19 protein-coding genes are annotated in these 24466 nt (G+C 64.2%); 10 read left to right on the plus strand and 9 right to left on the minus strand.

The features are described 5' to 3' along the window. Positions 1-88: 88 nt before the first annotated feature. Positions 89-856 (plus strand): crotonase/enoyl-CoA hydratase family protein, encoded by a 768-nt coding sequence (locus WBR68_RS00260; protein WP_230605747.1) that lies wholly within the window; start codon positions 89-91, stop codon positions 854-856. A gap of 72 nt (positions 857-928) precedes the next feature. Then, entirely contained in the window at positions 929-2452 is a 1524-nt protein-coding gene (locus WBR68_RS00265; RefSeq protein WP_050447499.1) for a fumarate hydratase, read from the plus strand. A 362-nt stretch (positions 2453-2814) separates the two neighbouring features. Here WBR68_RS00265 and WBR68_RS00270 read toward each other — a convergent pair whose 3' ends face one another. Genes WBR68_RS00270 through WBR68_RS00280 form a run of 3 tightly spaced genes read right to left on the minus strand, consistent with a single transcriptional unit; the run spans position 2815 to position 5826 of the window. Beyond that, on the minus strand, positions 2815-4047 hold the full coding sequence (locus WBR68_RS00270; RefSeq protein WP_230605750.1) for a CaiB/BaiF CoA transferase family protein: 1233 nt from the start codon (positions 4045-4047) through the stop codon (positions 2815-2817). Continuing rightward, on the minus strand, positions 4044-4904 hold the full coding sequence (locus tag WBR68_RS00275; RefSeq protein WP_050447495.1) for a MaoC/PaaZ C-terminal domain-containing protein: 861 nt from the start codon (positions 4902-4904) through the stop codon (positions 4044-4046). The genes WBR68_RS00270 and WBR68_RS00275 overlap by 4 nt, the downstream gene beginning before the upstream one ends. Before the next feature lie 7 nt (positions 4905-4911). Beyond that, on the minus strand, positions 4912-5826 hold the full coding sequence (locus tag WBR68_RS00280) for an SDR family NAD(P)-dependent oxidoreductase (RefSeq protein ID WP_050447494.1): 915 nt from the start codon (positions 5824-5826) through the stop codon (positions 4912-4914). Between the two features lie 151 nt (positions 5827-5977). Between WBR68_RS00280 and WBR68_RS00285 the strand changes: the two genes are divergently transcribed. The 5 genes from WBR68_RS00285 to WBR68_RS00305 all read left to right on the plus strand — a co-directional run bounded on the left by WBR68_RS00285 (position 5978) and on the right by WBR68_RS00305 (position 14893). After that, positions 5978-6877 (plus strand): LysR substrate-binding domain-containing protein, encoded by a 900-nt coding sequence (locus tag WBR68_RS00285; protein ID WP_050447493.1) that lies wholly within the window; start codon positions 5978-5980, stop codon positions 6875-6877. Positions 6878-7149: 272 nt separating this feature from the next. Beyond that, positions 7150-8145, plus strand: a complete 996-nt coding sequence (locus WBR68_RS00290) for a Bug family tripartite tricarboxylate transporter substrate binding protein (protein WP_230605752.1) — start codon at positions 7150-7152, stop codon at positions 8143-8145. A gap of 156 nt (positions 8146-8301) precedes the next feature. Beyond that, positions 8302-10812, plus strand: a complete 2511-nt coding sequence (locus WBR68_RS00295) for a type VI secretion system Vgr family protein (protein WP_230605755.1) — start codon at positions 8302-8304, stop codon at positions 10810-10812. 123 nt (positions 10813-10935) lie between these two features. Continuing rightward, positions 10936-13257: a T6SS effector phospholipase Tle3 domain-containing protein gene (locus tag WBR68_RS00300; protein ID WP_230605758.1), complete on the plus strand. Its 2322-nt coding sequence runs from the start codon at positions 10936-10938 to the stop codon at positions 13255-13257. Positions 13258-13429: 172 nt separating this feature from the next. Continuing rightward, entirely contained in the window at positions 13430-14893 is a 1464-nt protein-coding gene (locus WBR68_RS00305; RefSeq protein WP_230605759.1) for a type VI lipase adapter Tla3 domain-containing protein, read from the plus strand. Between the two features lie 15 nt (positions 14894-14908). Here WBR68_RS00305 and WBR68_RS00310 read toward each other — a convergent pair whose 3' ends face one another. From WBR68_RS00310 to WBR68_RS00330, 5 genes are all read right to left on the minus strand, one after another. Then, entirely contained in the window at positions 14909-15877 is a 969-nt protein-coding gene (locus WBR68_RS00310; RefSeq protein WP_050447486.1) for an NAD(P)H-dependent flavin oxidoreductase, read from the minus strand. Between the two features lie 20 nt (positions 15878-15897). Continuing rightward, positions 15898-16872 carry a Bug family tripartite tricarboxylate transporter substrate binding protein gene (locus tag WBR68_RS00315; protein WP_050447485.1) on the minus strand — a complete coding sequence of 325 codons (975 nt, stop codon included), beginning with the start codon at positions 16870-16872 and terminating at the stop codon, positions 15898-15900. Between the two features lie 58 nt (positions 16873-16930). Continuing rightward, complete coding sequence (locus WBR68_RS00320) at positions 16931-18451, minus strand: class I adenylate-forming enzyme family protein (protein WP_230605761.1); 1521 nt, start codon at positions 18449-18451, stop codon at positions 16931-16933. 77 nt (positions 18452-18528) lie between these two features. Further along, entirely contained in the window at positions 18529-19701 is a 1173-nt protein-coding gene (locus tag WBR68_RS00325) for a thiolase (protein WP_127183580.1), read from the minus strand. Beyond that, positions 19698-20102 (minus strand): Zn-ribbon domain-containing OB-fold protein, encoded by a 405-nt coding sequence (locus WBR68_RS00330; protein ID WP_230605764.1) that lies wholly within the window; start codon positions 20100-20102, stop codon positions 19698-19700. Before WBR68_RS00330 ends, WBR68_RS00325 begins: the two co-directional genes overlap by 4 nt. 208 nt (positions 20103-20310) lie before the next feature. Here WBR68_RS00330 and WBR68_RS00335 point away from each other — a divergent pair, with 208 nt between their 5' ends. From WBR68_RS00335 to paaG, 3 genes are read left to right on the plus strand one after another with little or no spacing between them, the layout of a single operon-like run. Beyond that, a complete protein-coding gene (locus WBR68_RS00335) occupies positions 20311-21501 on the plus strand; it encodes an acyl-CoA dehydrogenase family protein (RefSeq protein WP_230605767.1) in 1191 nt (396 codons plus the stop codon). A gap of 29 nt (positions 21502-21530) precedes the next feature. Beyond that, positions 21531-22661 (plus strand): acyl-CoA dehydrogenase family protein, encoded by a 1131-nt coding sequence (locus tag WBR68_RS00340; RefSeq protein ID WP_230605770.1) that lies wholly within the window; start codon positions 21531-21533, stop codon positions 22659-22661. Next, positions 22658-23476 carry a 2-(1,2-epoxy-1,2-dihydrophenyl)acetyl-CoA isomerase PaaG gene (gene paaG / locus WBR68_RS00345; RefSeq protein WP_230605772.1) on the plus strand — a complete coding sequence of 273 codons (819 nt, stop codon included), beginning with the start codon at positions 22658-22660 and terminating at the stop codon, positions 23474-23476. The genes WBR68_RS00340 and paaG overlap by 4 nt, the downstream gene beginning before the upstream one ends. 42 nt (positions 23477-23518) lie before the next feature. On the opposite strand, the gene WBR68_RS00350 is transcribed toward paaG, so the two are convergent. Then, positions 23519-24412: a LysR family transcriptional regulator gene (locus WBR68_RS00350; RefSeq protein WP_050447477.1), complete on the minus strand. Its 894-nt coding sequence runs from the start codon at positions 24410-24412 to the stop codon at positions 23519-23521. Positions 24413-24466 lie beyond the last annotated feature (54 nt).

Consider the following 24466-nt stretch of genomic DNA (forward strand, 5'->3'; position numbering starts at 1 on the left):
ACCAATGGTCGTATGATTCCGGGTTACGTCCCAAGTCTTATATAAAACCCGGAACCCGATTCCGAGAAATCCCGGAAGGAGCAGTCCTATGTCAGACCTGATCACGGTGGAAGTCACCGACGGCATCCAGATCATCACGATCAACCGCCCCGAAGCCAAGAACGCCATCAACCTGGAAACCGCCCAGGCCATGGCCGCCGCGCTGGACCAGTTGGACAGCCGCGACGACATCCGCATCGGCATCCTGACGGGTGGCGGCGGCACGTTCTCGTCGGGCATGGACTTGAAGGCATTCGCCAAATCCGGGCAGCGCCCCTATGTTGAAGGCCGTGGTTTCGCCGGCCTGAACGAGCGCCCGCCCAAGAAGCCGCTGATCGCCGCCGTGGAAGGCTACGCGCTGGCTGGCGGCTGCGAAATGGCCTTGGCTTCCGACCTGATCGTGGCCGCCAACAACGCCAAGTTCGGTCTGCCCGAAGTCAAGCGCGGCCTGGTGGCCGGCGCCGGCGGCATGCTGCGCCTGCCGCGCCGCCTGCCGTACCACATCGCCATGGAAGTGATCCTGACGGGCGAAATGCTGACCGCCGAACGCGCGCATTCGTTTGGCCTGGTCAACCGCCTGACCGAGCCGGGCGGCGCATTGGCCGGCGCGCTGGAACTGGCGCGCGCCATCGTCGAAAACGGCCCGCTGGCCGTGCAGACCGCCAAGAGCATCGTGTCGCAGGCCGTTGATTGGGAACAGGAAGGCATGTTCGACCGCCAACGCCCGCTGATCGCCCATGTTTTTTCGTCGGCCGACGCGAAGGAAGGTGCGACCGCTTTCGCAGAAAAGCGCAAGCCCGTTTGGAAAGGCCAATAAGCCTTATTTTTCCTCGCGGCCAGCGTTGGCTGGCCGCGTTTTCATGTTTTCCATCTAGACCCGCAAATCGCCATGTCCGTCATCATTAAAGAAGAAGACTTCATCCAGTCGATAGCCGATGGCATTCAGTTCATCAGCTACTACCACCCCGTCGACTACATCCGCCATCTGGCGCGCGCCTATGAGCGCGAGGAAAGCCCCGCCGCGCGTGACGCGATGGCGCAGATCCTGACCAATTCCCGCATGTGCGCCGAAGGCAAGCGTCCGCTGTGCCAGGACACCGGCATCGTCAACGTCTTCCTGAAGATCGGCATGAGCGTGCGCTTTGACACCAAGCGCACCCTGCAAGAGCTCTGTGACGAAGGCGTGCGCCGTGGCTATCTGAATCCCGACAACCCGCTGCGTGCTTCCGTGCTGGACGACCCGCTGTTCGCGCGCAAGAACACGCGCGACAACACGCCCTGTATCCTGCACGTCGAGCTTGTCCAAGGTGACAAGGTCGACGTGCAAATCGCTTCCAAGGGCGGCGGTTCGGAAAACAAATCCAAGTTCGCCATGCTGAACCCCAGCGATTCGCTGGTGGACTGGGTGCTGAAGACCGTGCCGACCATGGGCGCCGGCTGGTGCCCCCCGGGCATGCTCGGCATCGGCGTCGGCGGCACCGCTGAAAAAGCCATGCTGATGGCCAAGCAGTCGTTGATGGAAGACATCGACATGTACGAACTGCTGGCCCGTGGCCCGCAGAACAAGCTGGAAGAGCTGCGGATCGAGCTCTACGAAAAGGTCAACGCGCTGGGTATCGGCGCGCAAGGCCTGGGCGGCCTGACGACTGTGCTGGACGTCAAGATCAGCACCTTCCCGACGCACGCCGCGTCCAAGCCGGTTGCGATGATTCCGAACTGCGCCGCCACGCGCCACGCGCACTTTGAACTGGATGGCTCGGGCCCCGCGCGCCTGGATCCGCCGTCGCTGTCGGAATGGCCGGAAGTGCATTGGGCACCGGACTACAACAAGTCCAAGCAGGTGGACCTGAACACGCTGACCAAGGAAGAAGTGGCCAGCTGGAAGCCGGGCCAGACCCTGCTGCTGTCCGGCAAGATGCTGACCGGCCGCGACGCCGCGCACAAGCGCATCCAGGACATGCTGGCCAAGGGCGAGCCGCTGCCCGTGGACTTCACCAACCGCGTGATCTATTACGTGGGCCCGGTGGATCCGGTGGGCGACGAAGTGGTCGGCCCCGCCGGCCCCACCACCGCCACGCGCATGGACAAGTTCACCGACATGATGCTGGAGAAGACCGGCCTGATCTCGATGATCGGCAAGTCCGAACGCGGCCCGGTCGCGATTGAAGCCATCAAGAAGCACGGTTCGGCGTATCTGATGGCCGTGGGCGGCGCGGCGTACCTGGTGTCCAAGGCCATTCGCGGCGCCAAGGTGCTGGGCTTTGCCGACCTGGGCATGGAAGCCATCTACGAATTCGACGTGAAGGACATGCCGGTGACCGTGGCGGTAGACGCCAAGGGCACCTCGGTCCACACGACGGGTCCGAAGGAATGGCAAGCCAAGATCGGGAAGATTCCGGTCGCGGTTGCTTGATGGGTTTCGCGCGGTCGGCGGTGGGGTTCTTACCCCGGGCCTGCCGCGCTACACCCATCCTACGTGCCTCTTTTTTGTGGCGATGGATGTGCGGACCCATCCTGCGTGCCTCTTTTTTTCGGCGATGGATGTGCGGACCGATCCTACGTGCGTCTTTTTCTCGGCGGTGGAATGTGCGGACACATCGTAGGATGGGTGAAGCGCGCGCGGATGCGGACAAGAACCCTGATGTTTATCGCGCGTAACCCATCATGCAACGGCGGTGCTGTGGCTGAATTGGTTAAGGATTCCGGCGCTGCTTGATGGGTTTCGCGCGATCGGCGTTGGGGTTCTTGCATTTGGCCTGCCGCGCTGCACCCATCCTACGTGCCATCTGTCGGTTTTATTAATTCGGCGATGGCGGCGGGGGATTTTTTCAATACCTCGCGCAACACCTCTTCCGTATGTTCGCCCAATAGCGGCGGGGCGCGGCGGTAGACCACCGGCGAATCCGAAAATCTTAATGGGCTGGCGGTGACGGGTGCCGTGCCGCCCAAGGGATGCGGCAAATCGCGGCGCAACTGCCTGGCTTGGGCTTGTGGATGCGCGAAAGCCTGCGCGATGTTGTTGATCGGGCCGCAAGGCACCCCCACCGCCTCCAACTTTGCAATCCAATCATCGCGGCGGCCTGCCTGCATGATCGCCGTCAGGATCCCGATCAATTCCTCGCGGTTCGTGACGCGCAAGCGGTTGGTGGCAAAGCGCGGATCATCACCCAGCTCCGGCACACCAATGGCGCGGCAATACGCCCGGTACTGCGATTCGTTGCCCGTAGCCACGATCAGATGGCCGTCGCTGGCCGCGAATACCTGATAAGGCACCACGTTCTGATGCGCGTTGCCCGCGCGCGTGGGCGCCACGCCGGAATTGAAGTAGTTGGAATTCTGATTCGCCAGCAACGCCACATGGCTATCCAGCAGGGCGATGTCCAGATGCTGCCCCAAGCCGCTACGATGCCGTTCCTGCAACGCCGCCAGAATCGCGACCGTAGCGTACATGCCCGTGACGATATCCGTCACCGCCACGCCCGCCTTCTGCGGGCCGCCGCCGGGCAGGTCATCACGTTCACCCGTAATGCTCATCAGCCCGCCCATGCCCTGGATCATGAAGTCATACCCAGGGCGCTGCGCAAAGGGCCCGTCTTGCCCGAAGCCGGTCACCGAGCAATAGATCAAACGCGGGTTGATGGCTTTCAGGCTGTCGTAGTCCAGCCCATATTTCTTCAGCCCACCCACCTTGAAGTTCTCGACCAGGATGTCGCTGACGGCCGCCAGCTCGCGGATCAGCGCCGCGCCCGCGGGCGTGGCCATGTCCGCTTCCACCGAACGCTTGTTGCGGTTCGTGCTCAGGTAGTAGGCGGATTCACTCGTATCCTGGCCGTTCGCATCTTTCAAATACGGCGGCCCCCAGGCGCGTGTGTCGTCGCCTACACCCGGGCGTTCGATCTTGATGACGTCGGCGCCCAAATCGGCCAGGTTCTGCGTACACCAGGGGCCGGCCAGGATGCGCGACAAGTCCAATACACGGATGCCGTCCAGCGCGGGCGGCCGCGTCATGACTGCACCGTCGCGGTTCCGTGGCTCATGACCACAACATCGCGTTCGCGCGAGCGTGCCAGGAACTGGATCTGCCCGTCCGGCTGTCGCCAGATATCGCATTGCAGCGTTTCGCCGGGGTACACCGGCGCCGAGAAGCGCGTGTTCAGACTGGTCAGCCGCGAGGCGTCGTAGTCGCAGCAACTTTTCACGATGGCGTGCGCGGCCACGCCGTATGAGCACAGCCCGTGCAGGATGGGGCGCGGATACCCCGCCTGGCGCGCCACCTCGGGGTCCACATGCAACGGATTGGGATCGGCGTTCAGCCGATACAACAGCGCCGCATTAGGCGCGACGCGCAATTCGCAGCGCAGGTCCGGCTCGCTATCCGGCGTAGGGGGCAGCGGTTCGGGGCTGGCATCGCCCTGGCCGAAGCCGCCGTCGCCCCGGCAAAACGTGCTTTGCCGCAAGGTGGCCAGGCAGGCGCCGTCTTCGCCATGCAGCGTGCGTTCATTGATGACGATGGCGCCTTTGTCCGCACCCTTGTCGATTACATGCGTGTTGCGCGTGCGGCTCACGACCATGCCCGACGCCGGCAAGGGCGCGTGCACCGTGAGCCGCTGCTCGCCATGCACCACTTTCACCCAGTCGATGCCGGTGCGCGGGTCGCGCACCCAGAAGCCGGGGTAGGCCAGCACCACGCCCATCGTGGGAAACGCCTGCAAGCCCTCTTCGTACACGTAGCGCAACTGGCGGGTGTCCTCGGGGTCTTGCCCCAGCCCGATGCCCAGCGCGTACAGCATGGTGTCTTTCTGGTCGTAGCGCTGACGGACCTCGTCAAAGCGCCAGTCTTTCACGGTGGCGTAATCCAGCGGCATGGCGGTCTCAGATAGGGTCCCAGTCGATCACGTCGGGCGAACGCTCCAACGCGTAGAAGTGCTTGCGCATCGCCGGCACGGCAATGTCGGCAATGCGTTCGGGCGTCCAGCCTTCGCTGTGATGCACCGTGCGCAGCGGACGCGGCTGGCTGATCAGCATGATTTCGTTGGCGCGCACCGCGAAGATCTGCGCGGTGACTTCGCTGGCCGCGTCGCTGGCCAGGAACACGGCCATCGGTGCGACCTTGCCCGCTTCCATCTTCTTCAACTTTTCGACGCGTGCTTTCTCTTCGTCGGTTTCCGCCGGAATGGAACTCGTCATGCGGCTCCAGGCGAACGGCGCGATGCAATTCGAGCGCACGTTGTAGCGCGCCATGTCCAGCGCGATGGACTTGGACAGCGCCACGATGCCCAGCTTTGCGGCGGCGTAATTGGCCTGGCCGAAGTTGCCGATCAGGCCCGAGGTGGACGTCATGTGCACGAAGGCGCCCGATTCCTGCTCGCGGAAGTACGGCGCCGCCGCGCGGCTCATGAAGAACGACCCGTTCAGGTGCACGTCGATCACCTGGCGCCATTCCTCTTCGCTCATCTTGTGGAAAACGCGGTCGCGCAGATTGCCCGCGTTGTTGATGACGGCGTCGATGCGCCCGAAGGCGTCGATGGCCGTCTGCACGACGCGGCTGGCGCTGTCGTACGCGGCCACGCTGTCCGTGTTGGCGACGGCCTGCCCTCCTGCTGCCGTGATTTCGCGCACGACCTCTTGCGCCGGGCCTTGCGCGCCGCCTTCGCCCGTGAGCGACACGCCGATGTCGTTCACCACCACCTTGGCGCCCGCTTCGGCCATCGCCAGCGCAATGCTGCGCCCGATGCCGCCGCCCGCGCCGGTGACGACCACTACCTTTCCGGAAACGATGCCGCTCATTGACTCTGACTCCTTTGCTGCGGCGCACGCGCCGTCGTTGGAAAACAGTTCCGCATCAACCGGTCTGGTTCATGGGAATGCCCCATGGTAGATTCGTGACGGCATTCGAAGAATTCAAAATTAGAAATGCCCCCCTTCTGCGTGGTGGAACATGAGACATGATCTGACCGACCTGCGTTTGTTTTTGAACGTGGGCGAAACCCTTAACCTGACCCGGGCGGCGGAACGCACGTTCCTGTCCTTGCCGGCGGCAAGCGCCCGGGTCAAGCACATGGAAGAAGCCTTCAAGGCGCGCCTGTTGGTGCGGCTGGCCACGGGCGTGGCGCTGACGCCGGCGGGCGAAGTGCTGCTCAAGCACGCCAACGCCGTCTTCCGTCAACTGGAATGCCTGAACGCTGATCTTCAGCCCTACGCCAGCGGCCTGAAAGGGCGCTTGCGCTTGCTCGCCAACACCACGGCCACGAATTCCTTCCTGGCCGACGCCTTGTCCACCTTCCTGGCGGAAAACCCTGACGTGGATGTCGAGCTGGAAGAAAAAATTTCTGGCGACATTGTCATTGCCATTCGCGCGGGCGCGGGCGACCTGGGCCTGGTGGCCGGCAATATCGACGTGGAAGGCTTGGACGTCACGCCGCTGTTTCGCGACGAACTCACGGTGGTGACGGCGCTGGACCACCCGCTGGCCGCCTCCAAGTCCGCGCACTTCGTGGACCTGGTCGATGCCTATCAGTTCGTGGGCATCCACCCGGACAGCGCCATCCAGACCTTTCTGGAAGATATTGCCAGCGGCCTGGGCAAGCGCATCTGCCAGCGCGTGCACGTGGGCAGCTTTGAAGCAGTGTGCCGCATGGTGGAAGCGGGCGCGGGCATTGCGGTGGTGCCACGCGCCTGCGCCGCGCGCTACAGCCGGCCCGACGCGCTGCACGTGCTGAAGCTGGAAGACCCCTGGGCGCTGCGCGACCGCCTGCTATGCCGGCAGCGCGGCCGGGATCTGCCCAGCTTCGCCGAATGCTTCATCGAACACGTGCAACGCGCCGCGCGCGGGCAGTAAGCGCACGGGGTTCGATTCGACTTGCTTGTGGTCCCACTTGCCTGTCGTCCCTTTGGCCTGCGCCGGATGTCGTATCCGCGCCAGGCCCTAGGGAAAATCCTGTCCGCTCACCGAACATTCAGGTCGTGCGAAAGAGGGGCTTTTGAAAATGTGTAGCGGCGAATCCGGGCGCTCGGCAAATAATAAAAAAGCGCAACAACAGCGCGCATAAAAAACGGCGGGCGGCAGCACCAAAGCTTGACCGTGCATAACACCAAGACCTGGAGACTGCAGTGATTGATCCTCAACGCCGCCGCGTCATCGCGGGGCTGGGCGCCGCATGCGCCTCAGCCGTACTGCCCACCTTGTTGCCTTCCGTTGCCCGCGCCGCCACCTGGCCCGGCCATGCCGTGACCTTCATCGTGCCGTTCCCAGCCGGCGGCCCGGTGGATACCACCGCCCGCTTCACCACGCAGCCCCTGGGCCAGATGTGGTCCGTGCCCACCGTGGTGGACAACAAGTCGGGCGCGGGTGGCATCGTCGGCGCGCAGTACGCCGCCAAGTCGGCGCCGGACGGCTACAACTTCTTCTTCGCCTCGATCCACCACGCGGTGCTGCCCAGCCTGCGCAACAACCTCACCTACGACATCACCACCGACTTCGTGCCGGTGGGCATGGCGGCCGTGTTTCCCATCGTGCTGGTGGTGAATGCGTCGGTGCCGGTGAACACGGTGAGCGAACTGATCGCCTATGCCAAACAACATCCCGGCAAGCTCTCGTTCGGCTCATCGGGCACGGGCGGTGGCACGCATCTGGCCGGGGAGTTGTTCAACGCCATGGCCGGCACCCGCATCCAGCACGTGCCCTATCAGGGCAGCGCGCCCGCCATGCAGGACTTGCTGGGCGGACAGGTGCAGGTGATGTTCGCGGACGGCCCGTCCGCCGTGCCGCATTTGAGCGGCGGCAAGGTGCGCGCGCTGGGCGTGGGCAACCCCACGCGGTCCAGCATGCTGCCCAACGTGCCCACCATCGCCGAGTCGGGCCTGCCCGGCTACGAGGCCTATTCGTGGAGCGGCGTGATGGCGCCCAAGGGCACGCCGCCCGACATCGTCAAGCGCATGAACGCCGACATGGTGAGGGTGCTGTCGGACCCAGGCACGGCCAAGGGCATGATCGCGGCGGGCGCCGAACCCAAGCCCGGCACGCCCGAGCAGTTTGGCGAATTCGTGCGCAATGAAATCGTGAAGTGGCGCGACCTGATCAAGACGGCGAACATCAAGCTGGAATAGGGATCCTTGGAATAAGCCGCCGTGATATAGCGCATCGATAATGCGGGCCACATTCTGGCGTACTTCGGATTGTGGTCCCGCATTTCAGATTTGTTCTATATCTGTTTGCTGTGGGGTCGGCTAGGCTCCTGGCAGGAAATCCTTACGGACTCTGCCATGCCCTCCCAGTCGACTTTCCGTTTCACCTTTCAGCCGGTGAATGCACACGCGATCGGCGTTACGTACGACGTCATCGAGTTCACGCTGGACGAAGCGCTGTCGGAGACGTATCGCTTGACGCTGTGGCTGTCCAGCACGGAATCCGATGTGGATTTCGGCGCCATGCTGGACGACGCGGCCTTGTTCACGATCTGGCATGGCAAACACGCAGCGCGTTACGTACACGGCATCGTCACTGAATTTGAACAAGCCGGCACCGGCTTTCGCCGCACCCACTATCGGGTCGTCGTAGAACCGTCTTTGGCGCGCGCCGCCCTGTGTTCCGATTGGCGCATCTACCAGCATCTGTCCGTGCCGGAGATCATGGCCGACGTGATCAAGCGCCAGGGCATCACCGACTACGAACAAATCAGCACCTACGAACACCTGCCGCGCGAGTATTGCGTGCAGGCAGGCGACACAGACTTAGCATTTCTGGACAGGCTTGCCGCCGAGGAAGGCTATTTCTATTACTACGCGCATTCCGACGTTGGGCATCGTCTGACACACGGCGACCGCATCACCCTCAACGACGACATCCCGGGTGGCCCGGTCATCTACCACCCCGCGTCCGGCGGCGACCCGCCCGCGCCCGGCTTGCAGCGTTTCAGCTATGCCGAGCGCGTGCGCACCGCCATCCAGACACAACGCGACTACACCTATACGCACCCCCGGTACGAGCAGGAACACAGCGCTGTCGCCGCGGATCAGGCCCATCAAGACATGCGCTACGAGCGCTATGACTACCCCGGGCGCTACAAACGTGATGAGGCGGGCAAGCTCTTTACCCGAACCCGCCTGATGGGACGGCGTAACGACGCTTGCACCGCGTCAGTCGAAGGCGACGACCCGCGCCTTGTTCCCGGCCTGGCCTTTTTGTTGCAGGGCCACGCGCGCGACGAGTGGAACCGAAAGTGGCGCCCGGTACGTATGCGTCACCATGGCGTGCAATACGTCAGCCTGGAGCAGGACTGCGCGGATGCCCAGCCAGGCACGCACTACGGCTACACGGCTGAACTCGTGCCTGATCAAACGGACTGGAAGCCGCTACCCCGCGGCAAGCCGTGCATCGATGGCCCACAAACGGCCACCGTTGTCGGCCCGCCCAACGAAGAAATCTTTTGCGATGCCCATGGCAGGATCAAAGTGCAATTTCCGTGGGACCGCCTGGGCCGCAACAACGAACACAGCTCGTGCTGGATACGCGTGGCGCAGGATTGGGCGGGCGCGCAGTGGGGGCATATTGCGGTCCCGCGTATCGGTCAAGAGGTCATCGTGAATTTTTTGAACGGTGATTGCGACCAGCCAATTGCCATGGGGCGGCTCTTCCGCGAAACCAACCTGCCGCCTTACGCGCTGCCTCGGCACAACACGCTTGCCACCATCAAATCCAAAGAGCACAAAGGGCACCGCGCGAACGAACTGCGGCTGGACGACACCTCGGCGCAGATCAGCGCGGCGCTGATGAGCGACCATGACGCATCCCAACTGCATCTGGGTTATCTGACGCAGCCCAGGCCCGAAGGCGGGGCACCCCGTGGTGAAGGGTTTGAGCTGCGTACCGACGGGCAGGGCGCGGTGCGCGCGGCAAAGGGGATATTGCTGACCACGGGCGGACAAGCCCACGCCAAGGGTGGGCAGCTATCCCGCAACGAGCTGGTGCGGGGCCTTGAAAGCGCGCTGGCGCTGGCCAGCAACCTGGGCGAATACGCGGCGGGCCACGAAGCGCTGGCGCATGACGCAACACGCCAGCAGCGGCTGACGGACAATGTGCGGAATCTTGGGCATGGCGCCAACGACGAAGCCGGAGCCAGCAACGGCGGCCAACCCGTTATTGCGTTGAGCAGCCCGGCGGGCATTGCCGTGGGCTCGCCCGCATCAATCACCGTGGCGGCGGGCGGCAACGCGGACACCGTTGCGCAGAAGAACCTGCACCTGACGGCGGGGCAAACCGTCGTCATGAATGCGGGGCAGGGAATCAGCTTCTTCACACAAGGCGGCGATATGCGGCATATCGCCCACCAAGGCCAGATGCTGTTGCAGGCGCAACATGGCAACGTCCGCGTGCAGGCTGAAAAAAGCGTTGAAATTTCCTCGGCCGACGCGCATGTCCTGGCGGTTGCCGACAAGCACATCACGCTGTTGTGCGGCGGGGCCTACATCAAGATGCAGGATGGCGCGATTGAGTTCGGCTGCCCCGGCACGTTCACGGTCAAGGCGGCCAGCCATCAGATGTTGGGGGCGGCCAGTTTGGCGGCGGAACTTCCTAAATTCGACCTTGGCCAGACCCAACGAAAATTCATCGTGACCCTGCCGGACGGCGTGCGCCCGGTGGCCCACCGCCGCTACACGATCACATTGAACAATGGCGAAACCGTCCAGGGCGTTACCGACGCGGAAGGCACAACGCAGTTGATGGAAAGCCATGCGATGCACATCGCAAAGCTGACTGTGCACGACGCCGATTGACGCGTTCTGGCGTCGGGTCGCGATGCGTGTGACGTGGCTCTTGGCGGGCCAATTCACTTCGACCAAGGAGCTTCCATGGAAACACGTTCCGTCCCATTGACGGGCCAGTCCGAGGCGCTGCTCTTGCCCGGCGCGCGCCCTGCGATCGTGCGGGTGCAGCAGGCCAAGCCCTGCGTGGTGATTCTGATTCACGGGGTGAATGATCTGGCCGGCGTGTATGACGACCTGGAAACCGGCATCTGCGTGGGCTTGAATGAGCGCTTGGATCATTTGAAGACCGCGGACGGCAGTAGAAGCTGCGCCGCGCTGAATCCCGCCAGATACCGATTGCCCGCCGAGGATCAGGGCGCGGCGCCTAACCCCGACGCCGTCTACTATCGCCGCCGAGCATCCGCCGGCAAGTTCGGCGGCGCGTCGCGCAGTGTCGTCATCCCGTTCTATTGGGGCTTTCGCGAAGAAGAACAATACATCGACAAGAAGACCGAGCACGGAGAATGGCTGGACCGCTACCACAACAGGCTCGACAAAGACGGCATCAAGCAGGGTGGGATGTTCGCCAACGCCACGACTTCCATTCCGGATATGTGGGGTGAGGGCTTCTCCGGCAAGCTGATGGGCCTGCTGCCGATCAACCCCTTATTTGGGTCGCCCGACCACCCACTGGTCATGGCGCCCAGCCGCAAATACATGCTGCTGGCGGCCAAGCGCCTGGCCATGTTGGTGAACATGATTCGCGCCTACCGCCATCCGGACGGCAAGACCACCGGCGAGAACGACACGATCAATGTGGTTGGGCACAGCCAGGGCACGCTGATCACCCTGCTGGCCAACGCCTTGCTCAAGGACGAAGGCAAGCGGCCCGTGGATGCGGTCATCATGATGAACCCGCCATACAGTCTGCTGGAATCCCGCTTCGAGCGCATGGAGATGTCCGAGGCGCAGCAGACCACCAAGGCGCGCGTGACAACGCTTGCGAACATCGTCGGTTTCATCGGCGCCAATCCCAACCCGGTGCCCACCTTTGCCCAGATGGCCGACCCATCAAGCCCCGCCTGCATCGGTGGCTTGCGTTGGAATGGTTTGCAATGCCAGACCACGCTGGATGGCAAAGACGTTGCCTTTTCCGAGCGCGACAATCGCGGCCGCGTGTTTCTCTACTTCACGCCCGAGGACAAAACCGTCGGCATGCGCAACGTGCAGGGTATCGGCTGGCAAGGCGTTGCCGACACCTTGACTTACCAAGCCATGCCCGTGCGCAAGCCTCGGACGATGGTGGATCTTGTGCCCACGCTGGCGGGCAACATGGCGAAGCAGTGGGTAGGCGATATCCATGGTCCTGGCTTGTCCGCACTGGGAAGCCATTTTCATCAACGGGTATTCACGATGCGAACGCGCGATGGCGAGGGCCAAGCCATTGGTCTGCCACCTACTCAGGACTACGTCTTGCGCCATCAACATGAAAGCACCTGGGAGGGTTCGGGCATGGGCTTGCCGCAGCGATGGGCGGCCAGCGCTGACTTCGCGCCCGACCAGTCGGTGCCCATCAACGCGCCATCCCTGCCGCTGCCATTCCTGGCGGACTTCAGCTCGGGCGGCGTGGTGATGGCCGAGCAGGCATCGGCGGGTATTGCACCGGTAAACGCGCCGGATGATCCGATTGATGCATCGATTGCCATCACGAACAAGGGAATACGCGTGGCGGGCACCCGCGCGGTGACCTTGCCGCAAAGCGCTGGGCCGGTTCCGCAAACCTATAGCTCCCGCAGTGGAGGCATGGCGTATGCTCCATTGCTTGAAGCAGAACTCACGGGTTTGAACGACCCGTTGCGTAACCCGTACAGAGCGCCGGAGAACAACGAATGGGCGGCGGACTGGCACCGGATCACCCAGGTCGACCACGTGGGCGGACGTCGCTTTAACGTGACGTATCAGGAAAGCCCGAACGAAGCGCGTCGGCGAAGAATGAACGCGGGGGTGGACGAGCAAAGCCCGATTTCCTTTCATTCCTCCATCCCCGCGAATGCCATGCATAGCCAGCGGGCGATGGCGTATGACCTGGCGATAGGGCAGGCACGCAGTATTGATGATGCGCCGTTCTATGCGTATCTGTGCCGGGTGGCGGATTGGAGGATGGCTTGGGTGGAAGACTACCGAACCCCGCACTCTGACGGGATAGAGGAACGGGATAAGCCAGATGCGCTGACGCTCGCCTATTACGAGAATGAAGAAGAGGTGTATCGATCGTTGATTGACGCGACAGATCTTTATCGAAGTAGAAAAGTGTCGCTCTATGACTCAAAAGGTCGATTAGTGGAGCGTGGCGGGGGAACGCTTCCAGAGGTGATCGGACAGCTTCCATTGCCAACGTTGGTGACAACTCAGACATTGAAAGACCGTAACAACCGTCTTGCTCCTAGCTCGGGGCGGGGGGCGCCGGATGAATAAATCGCGGAATTTTGCTTTTCTTGCGCTGACCTGCATAGCAACGGGCGTTGCGCCTTTGCATGCGGAACCTCTTATCTCGGGTGAGTCGGCCGCAGTTGTTGGTTGCCGTTTACCAGCCACTCCCGCAGAACCAACCGGCATTGATCCAATACCGCCGTCTCCTGGACACGAAATGCTGAATTTCTCTGCTCCTGCCTCATCCCCTCGCCTGGAAACTTTGGACATCGTCCGCATTGGATTGAGTCTCGACGTCTATCGTCAAGGTCAGGTATGGGCTCAATTGCAAAAGCAGAATGCAGATAGAGCGGAAACATTACATGTCGGGACGATATTGCCTATGGACCCGGCTGACTACCCAACCATTGCCGAAGATAAGGACATGGCCTGGAACATGCGAATGGCTAACGCTCTGGAACTGGCATTGATCGGCTTTCCAGAGCGTTGGCCCATTCCAAGTCTTGCCGTTGTGAGGGACTATGACCCGACAGTAGTGGGGCTGCGCTTTTCTCCTCAGAGAACTTCAGTGTCTATGAACGGGATGATTGATCGAATCATGGGGCCAGCCGGCCTGCATTGGCACCGTGCCAAGCCGCTAAAGCCGGGTGTCATCTGCAATAGCACGCCTGAAGAATTCGTCGACTATCTGTTTAGGATCTTTGAAAGAAACCCGGATATGCCCGCGCTGCTGGTCTATGCCGTTGATGGATTCGGTATGGCTTACGCGCTTGGTAGTCGCAACGACGCGCGCAGGGTGCCCAGCGGCCTGCGGCAAACCGACGATTTGACGGAAGCCGTCACCGCCATCGTCTTCGCCCGCCCCGAGCGCCTGGACTGGCTACGCGGGTTTGCCAAATACACAAAGCCACACAAGAACGACATCGACCCCGCCTTCACCGATTGGCGCCGCAACCCGCCATATTCCTTTCAACCCAGCCCCTGGTTCCCTCAACCCATCACCGAACGCGGTTTCCAGCAATGGGACCGCCTGACACCATTGGCCCGGTTGCACCGCCCGGTCGAAGTCTCGTTGCAATCCGACGGCATTCCCCTGAAAGGCGACGCACGCCATGCGGCAGTGGCAAGCGCCTGGACACAGGCCGTGACGCCTTTGGCCCACGCGCCTACACGAGTCTTCTATGACGCAGGTTTGAACCGTTCTGCCTTGGCAGATCTGCTTCCCGCTTTGCAACTGGCCGACAGCCCGCTGGATCTGCTTGCTTCTGACCAAAGCTATGACCTGACTCAACGCCTGGGCGACACGGGCGCGGCGTCTCCCTTTGTGGGAATTGCGCTAGCCACCATGGCCAGCTATCTGAACGCCGACACCAGCGCCATCGTCCCGCTGCGCCGCGATGATAGGGTCACAGTCATCACCATCAGTTCCCCCACGCCGGGCCAGAAGCCGGCGAACGATCCCTTCGGCGTGAAGCTGCGCCCGCAAACCCGCACCTTGAGCGAAGCCCCGTCACCGGAGTTTCTGCAGCGGTTTGCGGAACTCACGCAAGAAAGCCGGCGCAATGCCCCGCCACCCGCTCGGTATGTGGACCCGGAGAAAATCGCGGCCGAGCAGCGCTTACTGGATCAGTTCATCGCGGGTGGGCCGAGTATGGATTTGTTGGGGGATACGGAAAAGTGACGCGGCGGGTGCAAGCTAGCCCGCTGCCGTCACCAACGCCGCCCGCGCACTGCGATATTCCGCTTCCAACTGATCCACCAGCGTTGCAATCGACAGGATCTCCTGCGCCGCGCCCACGCCTTGCCCGGCGCTCCAGACATCTTTCCAGGCCTTGGGCCGCGAATTCTTGTCCATGTTTGCGGGCGGCGCTTCGCCATTTCGGGACAAGGCCACGGGGTCCAGTCCCGCCGCCAGAATGCTGGCCGACAAGTAGTTCGCGGGTACGCCCGAAAAGTACGGGGTGTAAGTCACGTCAGCCGCTTGCGCTTGCAGCACCATCTCGCGGTACGCGTCGCCCGCCAGTGATTCCTGCGTGGCGATGAAGCGCGTGCCCATGTAGGCAAAGTCGCAGCCCAGGACTTCGGCGGCAAGCACATCCTTGCCATGGCTGATACAGCCCGATAGCGCCAAGGGGCCATCGTAGAACGCGCGGATTTCGTTGATGAGCGCGATGGGGTTGATCTGGCCCGCATGGCCGCCCGCGCCCGCCGCCACCAGGATCAGGCCGTCGACCCCCGCCTCCAGTGCGCGCTTGGCGTGCCGCACGTTGGTGACGTCGTGATAGACCAATCCGCCGTAGGGATGCACGGCTTGCACCACGGCTTCGGGCGCATGCAATGACGTGATGATGAGCGGCACGCGCCGTTCGGCGCAGATGGCCAGGTCGCCCTGCCAGCGTGGGTTGCTGGGGTGGATGATCAGGTTCACGCCGTAGGGCGCCACCTTGGCCGTGGGGTGGGCGCGTCGGCGGGCGGCCAGGCCGTCTTCGATGCGGGTGAGCCAGTCTTGCAACTGTTCCTGCGGACGGGCGTTCAGGGATGGAAAAGTGCCGATGATCCCCGCCGCGCATTGCGCCACGACCAGCTCGGGCCCAGAGACCAGAAACATGGGGGCGCCGATGATCGGCAGGCGGGTCTGGGCGCGTAGCGCAAGCGGAGGATGCATCAGAGGGGCTCCGGTAGAGGTCAGTTGGCCTGGATGTTGGCGCTTTGGATGACGTCCGACCACAAGGCGTACTCGCGGTCGATACGGGCTTGCAGGGCTTTGGAATCGCCCGTGTTGATGGCGTAGCCGCCATCGGTCATGGCTTTGCGGAACGCGGGGTCTTTCGACACGTCTTGCAGCGCGCGGGTCAGGCGGGTTGAGACGGCATCAGGCAGTTTCTTCGGGCCGACCAGCGCGTACCAGCCCACGACTTCGTAGTCTTTCATGCCGGCTTCGATCATGGTGGGCACGTCCGGCAGTTCCGGGTTGCGGGTCTTGGACGTGACGGCCAGCGCGCGCGCCTTGCCGCTCTTGATGAAGGGAATGGCGGTGCTGGTGATGTCGAACATGAACGTCACCTTGCCGCTGACCACGTCCATCATGGCGGGCGAGTTGCCGCGATAAGGCACATGCAGCATGGGCGCGTCGGCCTGTTTTTTCAGGAGCTCGGCCGACAAGTGATTCGAGGCGCCGATGCCGGCCGATCCGAACGACACGGCATCGGGATGCGCGCGCGCGTAATTGACCAGTTCGCCGACGTTCTTGGCGGGAATCTGCGGGCCGATCAGCAGCACGTTGGCGTAGTCGACCACCAGCCCGATCAGCGAGAAGTCGCTGCGCGGATCGAACAGCTTGCTGCGCTGGACCAAGGGCGACATGGTCAGGGTGGGGCTGGCGGCAAAGCCCAGCAGGTAGCCGTCGGGCGTGGCCTTGGCGGTGGCGTCCGACGCAATCATGCCGCTGGCGCCCGCGCGGTTTTCCACCACGACGGTCTGGCCCAGCTTGTCGCCCAGGTACTTGGCGAAGACGCGGGCCGTGGTGTCGACGGGGCCGCCGGGCGCGTAGCCGACCAGCAGGCGGATGGGGCGGTCGGGATACGCTTCTGCACTGGCCGAGGACGCCATGGCGAAGGCTGCCGTGGCGGCGGCCACGGCAAATAGGGTCTTGAGTTTCACGCTGTTGTCTCCTTGTGGTTAAGAGGCCGGTCGTGGAGCGGAAACAGCGAGTCCGCGCCTACGCCAGCCTTTCTTTCAGCGGTTGCTTCAGTATTTTTCCGCTGACGGTCGTGGGAATGCAGTCGATGGGAATGACTCGAGCGGGCCGCTTGTACGGCGCCAGTTGCGCGCGCAGGTGCAGCATCAACAGTTCGGTTTCGACCTTGGCGCCGGGCTGCGGCTCGACAAAGGCGATGACCTCTTCGTTGTGGTCGTCGGTGTTGCGGCCCACCACGGCGGACAGGCGCACGCCGGGGAACGCGTTGATGACCGACTCGACTTCGATGGGGTAGACGTTGAAGCCCGAGCGGATGATCAGGTCCTTGGAACGGCCGGCGATGAAGAGTGCACCGCTGTCGTCCACATAGCCGATGTCGCCGGTGTTGAGCCAGCCGCCGGGCAGCAGCGCTTGCGCCGTTTGTTCCGGGTTGCGGTAGTAGCCCAGCATGACGCCGGGGCCACGGATCAGGATGTCGCCGCGCTGGCCAGGCTTGGGAGCGTCGGCATCGGGGCTGCCCAGGCGCAGCTCGACGCCGTCCACCGCATAGCCGGCGGAGCAGTCTTCGCGGGGTTCGTCGATGCGGGTGATGAACATCGAACCCGCGTATTCGGTGATGCCGTAGCCGTGATGCATGGCCACGCCGAAGTAGCGTTCGGCGTCGCGCTTCAGCGTGGGATCCAGCGCCGCGCCGCCGGTGTACAGGTAGCGCAGGGCAGGGGCGCGCAGGTCGGCGCGGGGCGGGGCCACGGCCATCATGCGGCTGAACATGGTGGGCACGCCTTGCAGGATGCTGACGCCGGGATGCGCCAGGGCCTTGAAGGCGTCTTCCGCGTTGAAGCGGCTGCGCAGCACCAGGCTGGCGCCCGCGTGCACGGTCGCCATCAGCACGGTGGCGATGCCGAAGATGTGCGACATGGGCAGCGCCGCGTAGCCGATGTCATGCGGGGTCAAGCGCCGCGACGCGGCCGATATGCGAGCGAAATGCAGCAGGCCTCGGTGCGGCACCAGCACGCCCTTGGGCGCGCCCGTGGTGCCGGATGTGTAGATGACGGTTGCCACTTCCGTGGCTAGCGCGCCGGTTTCCGCATGAGTGGGAGTCGTCGCGCGCGCGGCTTGCACGCCCGGCCCCCAGACAACGGGGTCCGCTTCCACCGCACCCACGGCGGCGGCGTGGGCGGCTGCCGCGTCCGACACTTCTGTGGTGTACAGCAGCAGTTCGGGCTGGGCGTGCTGGCGGATGTTGTCGACTTCGCGGGCCGACAGCCGCGCGTTCACGCTCACCGGCCACGCGCCCGCCACGCCGCAGCCGAACAGCGCCGCGATCATCGCGGCGCAGTTTTCCCCCACCATCAGCACGCGGTGCCCCGGCTGCACCCCTTGCTCGCGCAGCCACTTGGCCACGGCCTGTACGCGCTGCCATAGTTGCGCATAGCTCAGCGTGCCGCCGCCTTCTTCGTAGAGAAAAACGGCGTCGGGTTGCTGGCGCGCCTGCTGGGCCAGCAATTCATGGATGCGGGTAAGGGGTTCAGCTTGAGACATCGATGGTGGCGTGTGGATCAAGGTGCGAGTCAAGGTTCAATGCAAGGTGCGGATCAAAGCGCGGATCAAAGCGCAAATCAAAGCGCCGCCTGAGTGCCCAGGATGGCGGTCGATTGGCTGGACAGCGTGCCGCCGTTGCCGTGCACCAGCGCCAGTTGCGCGTCGGCCACCTGCCGGTCGCCGCATTCCCCGCGCAATTGGCGCACCGCCTCGATCATGATGAAGACGCCATACATGCCGGGATGCACGCAGCACAGCCCGCCGCCGTTGGTGTTGACGGGTAGCCTGCCGCCCGGCGCAATGGCGCCGTCCGCGATGAAGTCCTTGGATTCCCCCTTGGCGCAAAAGCCCAGGTCTTCCAGGAACAGCAAGGTGTTGATGGTGAAGGCGTCGTAGAGCTCGACCACGTCGATGTCACGCGGCGACACGCCCGCCATTTCAAATGCCTGCTTGCCCGATTGCGCGGCGGCGGTGACGGTCAGGTCGTGCATGGACGAGATCTGCCGGTTCCATACGGCGGTGGCATTGCCCAGCACGTAGACGGGCGGGCGCGGCAGGTCACGCGCCCGGTCGGCGCGCACCAGCACAAAGGCGCCCGCGCCGTCGGTGACCAGGCAGCAATCGCGCACGCTCAATGGGTCGGACACCATGCGCGCTGACAAAATCTGGTCCAGCGTCGTGGGTTCACGCAATTGCGCCTCGGGGTTCAATTGCGCCCACTGGTTGGCCGCCAACGCCACCTGCGCCAGATGCTCGCGGCGCGTGCCGTACTGGTGCATATGGCGGGCGGCGGCCAGCGCGTAGGACGACAGCGGGCTTAGCGGGTCGTAAGGCGTTTCATAGGGCTGCGGGTCGAACTGCTTGCGCACGCGGCCCACTTCGGCGCGGCTCAGCGTGGACGTGCGCTGCGTGCTGCCATAGCAGACCAGCACGGCGTTGCACTGGCCCGACGCCAGTGCGTGCATGGCCGGCAACAGGTGCGCCACGAAGCTGGAACCGCCCAGCATGGTGCTGTCGATGAAAGTGGGGCGGATGCCCAGGTGTTCGATCACCGGCATGGCCCACATCGGCGCGGCGACGCTGGCGGTGCAGATGCCGTCGATGTCGCGCAGCGTCAGGCCGGCGTCGGCCACGGCGCGCTGCGCCGCCTGCACCAGGATTTCCATTTCGGTAAAGCCGTTGGCTTGCCCCAGGCCCGCGTGGCCCACACCGGCAACCGCGACGGCGCCGCGCAAATCGTTAAGCGTCATGCTGCCTCCTGGGTGGGGTCGAAGACCACAAGGCCGTGGCCGTCTTGTTGAATGACACGGGCTTGCACGGCCATGCCGATACGCACGTCGGCGGGCGCAATGCCTTCCACGCGGCTCATCAGCCGCACGCCTTCTTGCAGGTCGATCAGCGCCACGTTGTAGTCACCACCGGCCTCGGGCTTGCGGCGCACGACGGTGGTGGAATACACCGTGCCGCGCCCGTCGGCCGGTGCAAAAGCCAGTTTGTCCGCCCCGCAGTGCGGGCAGACCATGCGGGGATAGAACACCGCGCGGTCGCAGCCGCCACAGTGCTGGATAAGAAAGCGGCCCTGGTCGAGCGCCTGGCGGTACTGCGCCTCGACGCCCTGCGACACGCTTTCCTTGGGATCGGAAACAGTCATGGTGCGATGGGATTTCAGTGGATGACGGCTGCTAGTGTCGGCACTGCGGCGGGCTTCTGCCATTCTTCATTGCTGAAGCAGGCCTTTTGCGTATCGGTAGTGGGGGTGGCTTGCCTTGCCCTACATCCAGCGCGAAGCCGGTCTTCGGAAGAGGCAGATTGTCCGGCCGCGCGCGTCATGGCTAGATACCGGGCAAAGGAGGTAGACCATGAACCTGACCTGGACGCCGCAAGAGCGCCAATTCCGCGACGAGGTGCGCGCGTTTGCCAGCACGCACCTGCCCGCCGATATTCGAGACAAGGTGTTGCGCCATCAGCGCCTGGAGCGCGACGACTACGTACGCTGGCACAACATCCTGGCGGACCACGGCTGGGGCGCGCCCAACTGGCCCGTTGAACATGGCGGCACCGGATGGAACGCCTTGCAGCGCCTGATCTTCGAAGTGGAATGCTTCAAGGCCGGCGCGCCGCGCCTGCTGCCGTTCGGCTTGTCGATGATCGGCCCGGTGCTGATGAAATACGGCAGCGCGGAACAGCAGGCGCGTCTGTTGCCGCGCATTCCGCGCGTACAGGACTGGTGGTGCCAGGGCTATTCCGAACCGGGCTCGGGTTCCGATCTTGCCTCGCTGAAAACGCGTGCCGTGCGTGATGGCGATGACTACGTCGTCAACGGCCAGAAGACCTGGACCACCTTGGCGCAGTACGCCGACTGGATGTTCTGCCTGGCCCGCACCGACCCTGACGCCCGCGCGCAGCGCGGCATTTCGATGCTGCTGCTGGACATGCGCGCACCGGGCGTGACGGTGCGCCCCATCCGCACGCTGGACGGCGGCCACGACGTGAACGAAGTGTGGCTGGAAAACGTGCGCGTGCCGGTGGCCAATCTGGTGGGCGAAGAGAACCAGGGCTGGACCTACGCCAAATACCTGCTGGGCCACGAGCGCACCGGCATCGCCGGCCTGGGCCATTGCCATCGCGAACTGGGCATCTTGAAACAGATGGCGGCCCAAGCGCAATCGCGCGGCAAGCCGCTGTTGGCCGACAGCCGTTTCCGCGACAGAATTTCGCGCATTGAAGTCGACATCATGGCGCTGGAAATGCTGCTGCTGCGCGTGGCCTCCAGCAACGACGGCACGCCGGGCCCGGAGGCTTCTGTGCTGAAGATACGCGGGTCCGAGATCCAGCAGGACCTGGCCATGCTGCAAATGGAAGTGGCGGGGCCGGACGCCTGGCCTTACGACCCCGATTGGCTGCTGGCCGACCACGACACCCACGGACCCGGCCCCGAGATGGCCGCCGCCGCGGGCGCGGGCTATGCCGATATGCGCAAGACCTCCATCTACGGCGGCACCACCGAAGTGCAGAAGGGCCTCATCGCCCGCCTGGTGCTGGGCCTGTAGGCCCCGCGCAACCCGACAGGAAGACACGCATGGATTTCCTCTATACCGAAGAACAGCGCATGCTGGCCGACAGCCTGCGCCGCCTGGTGGACCAGGCATGGACAACCCCCCAACGCCGCGCGCGTCAGGCCACGGGCACGCTGGACGCCCGCGCCTGGGGCGCACTGGCCGAACTGGGTGTGCTGGGCCTGAATATTTCGCAAGACTTTGGCGGCTTTGGCGAAGTGCCCGCCAGCCTGCTGCCCGTGCACGTGGAACTGGGCCGTGGGCTGGTGTCCGAACCCGTCATTCCCAGCGCGGTCATGGGCGCGGCGCTGCTGGATGCCTGCGGTGACGACGCGCGTGGCCGCTGGTTGCCGACCATTGCCTCGGGCGAGGCGATTGTCAGCGTGGCCTATCAGGAACCCGGCCGCCGCTATGACACCCGGCCGCAAGATTGCCGCGCTGCCAAATCCGCTCAGGGCTGGCGGCTGGACGGCGTCAAGCATCTGGTGTGGCACGGCGCCGCCGCAAGCGCTTGGCTGGTGAGCGCGTTGGGGGCGGATGGCCAGACGGTGCTGCTGGCAGTGCCAGCGGATGCCTCGGGCGTGCGGGTTACCGACACGCCCACGCTGGACGGCGCCCGCTGCGCCCGGCTGGATTTCAACGCGGTGGAGCTACCCGAAGACGCCTTGCTGGCGGAAGGCCCGCAAGCCGACGAGGCCCTGGCCCAGGCCTTGCAGTGGGGCACGGCGGCGCTGTGCGCGCACGCGGCCGGCGCCATCGACCGCCTGCTGGAAATCACCGTCGATTATCTGAAGACCCGCAAGCAGTTCGGCCAGCCGCTGGCGTCGTTTCAAGCTTTGCAGCACCGCCTGGCCGAAATGCTGGTGGCCAAGGAACTGGCCTTGTCGATGGCCTATGTGGCCGTGGCCGCCCTGACCGAATCGGATGCCGTGCAGCGCCGCCGCATGATTGCGTCGGCCAAGCTGGAAGCCGCGCGCGCCGGACGCCAGGTGGCGCAGATGGCGGTGCAACTGCATGGCGGCATGGGCATGACCGACGAGCTGGAGGTGGGCGATTACTTCAAGCGGCTGACCATGGTGGATCAATTGCTGGGCGACACCGCCGAACAACTGGCGGTGCTGGAAGAATTGGCGATCCTTGAGGAGCAGGCATGAGCGCGACCCCCACCACCGCAAGCGAAGATTTCACGCAGATCCGCTTCACACTATCGGATGGCGTGGGCGTGATTACGCTGAACCGGCCGGACAGGCTCAACAGCTTTACCGAGGTCATGCACGCCGAACTGGCGCGCGCGCTGGACGCCATGGAGGCGCACGCGGGCTTGCGCGGCCTGGTCATCACTGGGGCGGGCCGGGGCTTTTGCGCGGGGCAGGACTTAAGCGAGCGCAAGCCCGCCGAAGACGGCGCGCGGCGCGACCTTAGCCTGATGCTGGAGAAATGCTACCGACCCTTGATCACGCGCCTGCGCGCGCTGCCCGTGCCGGTGGTGTGCGTGATGAACGGTGTGGCGGCGGGCGCGGGGGCCAGTCTGGTGCTGGCCTGCGACGTCGTATTCGCCGTGCAGTCCGCGCGTTTCGTGCAGGCCTTCAGCAAGATCGGTTTGTTGCCCGATGCGGGCGGCACGTGGTTCTTGCCGCGCCTGGTGGGTTCGGCCCGAGCCATGGGCGCGGCCTTGTTTGGCGAGTCGGTCAGCGCGACGCAGGCAGAATCGTGGGGACTGATCTGGCGCGTCGTGCCAGACGAGGCCTTGGCGTCCACCTTGTCGGACATCACGGCCACCTTGGCCACGGGCCCCACGCGTGCCTATGCGGCCACCAAGGCCGCGTTGCACGCATCCAGCGGCAATACGCTGGCGCAGCAGTTCGACCTGGAATGCCAGTTGCAGCGCGAGCTGGGCTACACCGACGACTACCTGGAAGGCATGCGCGCCTTTGCTGAAAAGCGGCCGCCTGCGTTTAGCGGAACCTGACTGCCGCGGTCGACGACCGCGACTGCCCCGAGCCACGTGCGCCTAAGGCGTGCGCGGCGTCTGAATCTGTTCGATCAGTTCACGCGCGCAGCCGGGCAGGGCGTCGATGTCGCGCACCAGCAGCTTGCGTTCGCGCACCACCCAGGGTTCATCAAGTTCTACCACACGCAGCTTGGTGTCCGCCCCATAGCGGCGGGCGGCGGAATCGGGAATCACGCCGATGCCCACGCCCGCCTGCACCATGCGGCAGATGGAATCAAAGCTGTACAACTGGATGCGCTGCGGCAGGCGTTGGCTGACGCGCTCCAACTGGTCTCGCAAAAAGGCCACCAGCGTGGAGCCTTCGTGCATGGTGATGAACGGGTAGCGCACTGCGTCCACCAGCTTGACCTTGTCCTGGTCTTGCAGCGGATGGCCGTTAGGCACCACCAGCACCAGCCGGTCGGTGCTGAAGTGGATGGCTTGCAGTTCGGGGGCGTCCACCGGGCCGGCCACGATGCCCAGGTCGGTGGTGCCGTCCAGCACGCCACGCACGATGTCGCGCGTCAGGCGTTCTTGCAGGTCGACCGTGACGCCCGGATGCACCGACAGGAACTGCGCCAGGATGTCCGGCATGAATTCGGTCACGGCCGTGGTGTTGGCGAAGATGCGGATATGCCCGGCGTCGCCGTCGGATTGTTCCTGGAAGTCGTGCTTCAGGTGGTCGACCTGCCGCATGATGACGCGGGCGTGCTGTAGCAGCTTCTGGCCGGCGGGCGTGATTTCCACACCCCGGCTGTCGCGGTACAGCAAGCGGGAATTGAGCTGGTTCTCCAGCGCCTTGATCCGCACGCTGACGGCGGCCAGGGACAGATGCGCGCGTTTCGCAGCCTGGGTCAGGCTGGGAGATTCGGCGATGTGGATGAACAGGCGTAGGTCGGCTAGGTCGAAGTGCATGCGGCATAGTTTACGGCGCGCCGCGTCGGGGCTGGGCCTGGCTTGTCGATTCAG

It is taken from the genome of Achromobacter sp. JD-1, from assembly GCF_038594925.1.
Lineage (GTDB): Bacteria > Pseudomonadota > Gammaproteobacteria > Burkholderiales > Burkholderiaceae_B > Achromobacter > Achromobacter spanius_C.

What these genes read in the sequence shown, in the direction of transcription:
- WBR68_RS00260 (WP_230605747.1), top strand. Translation starts at nt 89, where the DNA reads ATGTCAGACCTGATCACGGTGGAAGTCACCGACGGCATCCAGATCATC.
- WBR68_RS00265 (WP_050447499.1), top strand. Translation starts at nt 929, where the DNA reads ATGTCCGTCATCATTAAAGAAGAAGACTTCATCCAGTCGATAGCCGAT.
- WBR68_RS00270 (WP_230605750.1), bottom strand. Translation starts at nt 4,047, where the DNA reads ATGACGCGGCCGCCCGCGCTGGACGGCATCCGTGTATTGGACTTGTCG.
- WBR68_RS00275 (WP_050447495.1), bottom strand. Translation starts at nt 4,904, where the DNA reads ATGCCGCTGGATTACGCCACCGTGAAAGACTGGCGCTTTGACGAGGTC.
- WBR68_RS00280 (WP_050447494.1), bottom strand. Translation starts at nt 5,826, where the DNA reads ATGAGCGGCATCGTTTCCGGAAAGGTAGTGGTCGTCACCGGCGCGGGC.
- WBR68_RS00285 (WP_050447493.1), top strand. Translation starts at nt 5,978, where the DNA reads ATGAGACATGATCTGACCGACCTGCGTTTGTTTTTGAACGTGGGCGAA.
- WBR68_RS00295 (WP_230605755.1), top strand. Translation starts at nt 8,302, where the DNA reads ATGCCCTCCCAGTCGACTTTCCGTTTCACCTTTCAGCCGGTGAATGCA.
- WBR68_RS00305 (WP_230605759.1), top strand. Translation starts at nt 13,430, where the DNA reads ATGCTGAATTTCTCTGCTCCTGCCTCATCCCCTCGCCTGGAAACTTTG.
- WBR68_RS00310 (WP_050447486.1), bottom strand. Translation starts at nt 15,877, where the DNA reads ATGCATCCTCCGCTTGCGCTACGCGCCCAGACCCGCCTGCCGATCATC.
- WBR68_RS00320 (WP_230605761.1), bottom strand. Translation starts at nt 18,451, where the DNA reads ATGTCTCAAGCTGAACCCCTTACCCGCATCCATGAATTGCTGGCCCAG.
- WBR68_RS00325 (WP_127183580.1), bottom strand. Translation starts at nt 19,701, where the DNA reads ATGACGCTTAACGATTTGCGCGGCGCCGTCGCGGTTGCCGGTGTGGGC.
- WBR68_RS00330 (WP_230605764.1), bottom strand. Translation starts at nt 20,102, where the DNA reads ATGACTGTTTCCGATCCCAAGGAAAGCGTGTCGCAGGGCGTCGAGGCG.
- WBR68_RS00335 (WP_230605767.1), top strand. Translation starts at nt 20,311, where the DNA reads ATGAACCTGACCTGGACGCCGCAAGAGCGCCAATTCCGCGACGAGGTG.
- WBR68_RS00340 (WP_230605770.1), top strand. Translation starts at nt 21,531, where the DNA reads ATGGATTTCCTCTATACCGAAGAACAGCGCATGCTGGCCGACAGCCTG.
- paaG (WP_230605772.1), top strand. Translation starts at nt 22,658, where the DNA reads ATGAGCGCGACCCCCACCACCGCAAGCGAAGATTTCACGCAGATCCGC.
- WBR68_RS00350 (WP_050447477.1), bottom strand. Translation starts at nt 24,412, where the DNA reads ATGCACTTCGACCTAGCCGACCTACGCCTGTTCATCCACATCGCCGAA.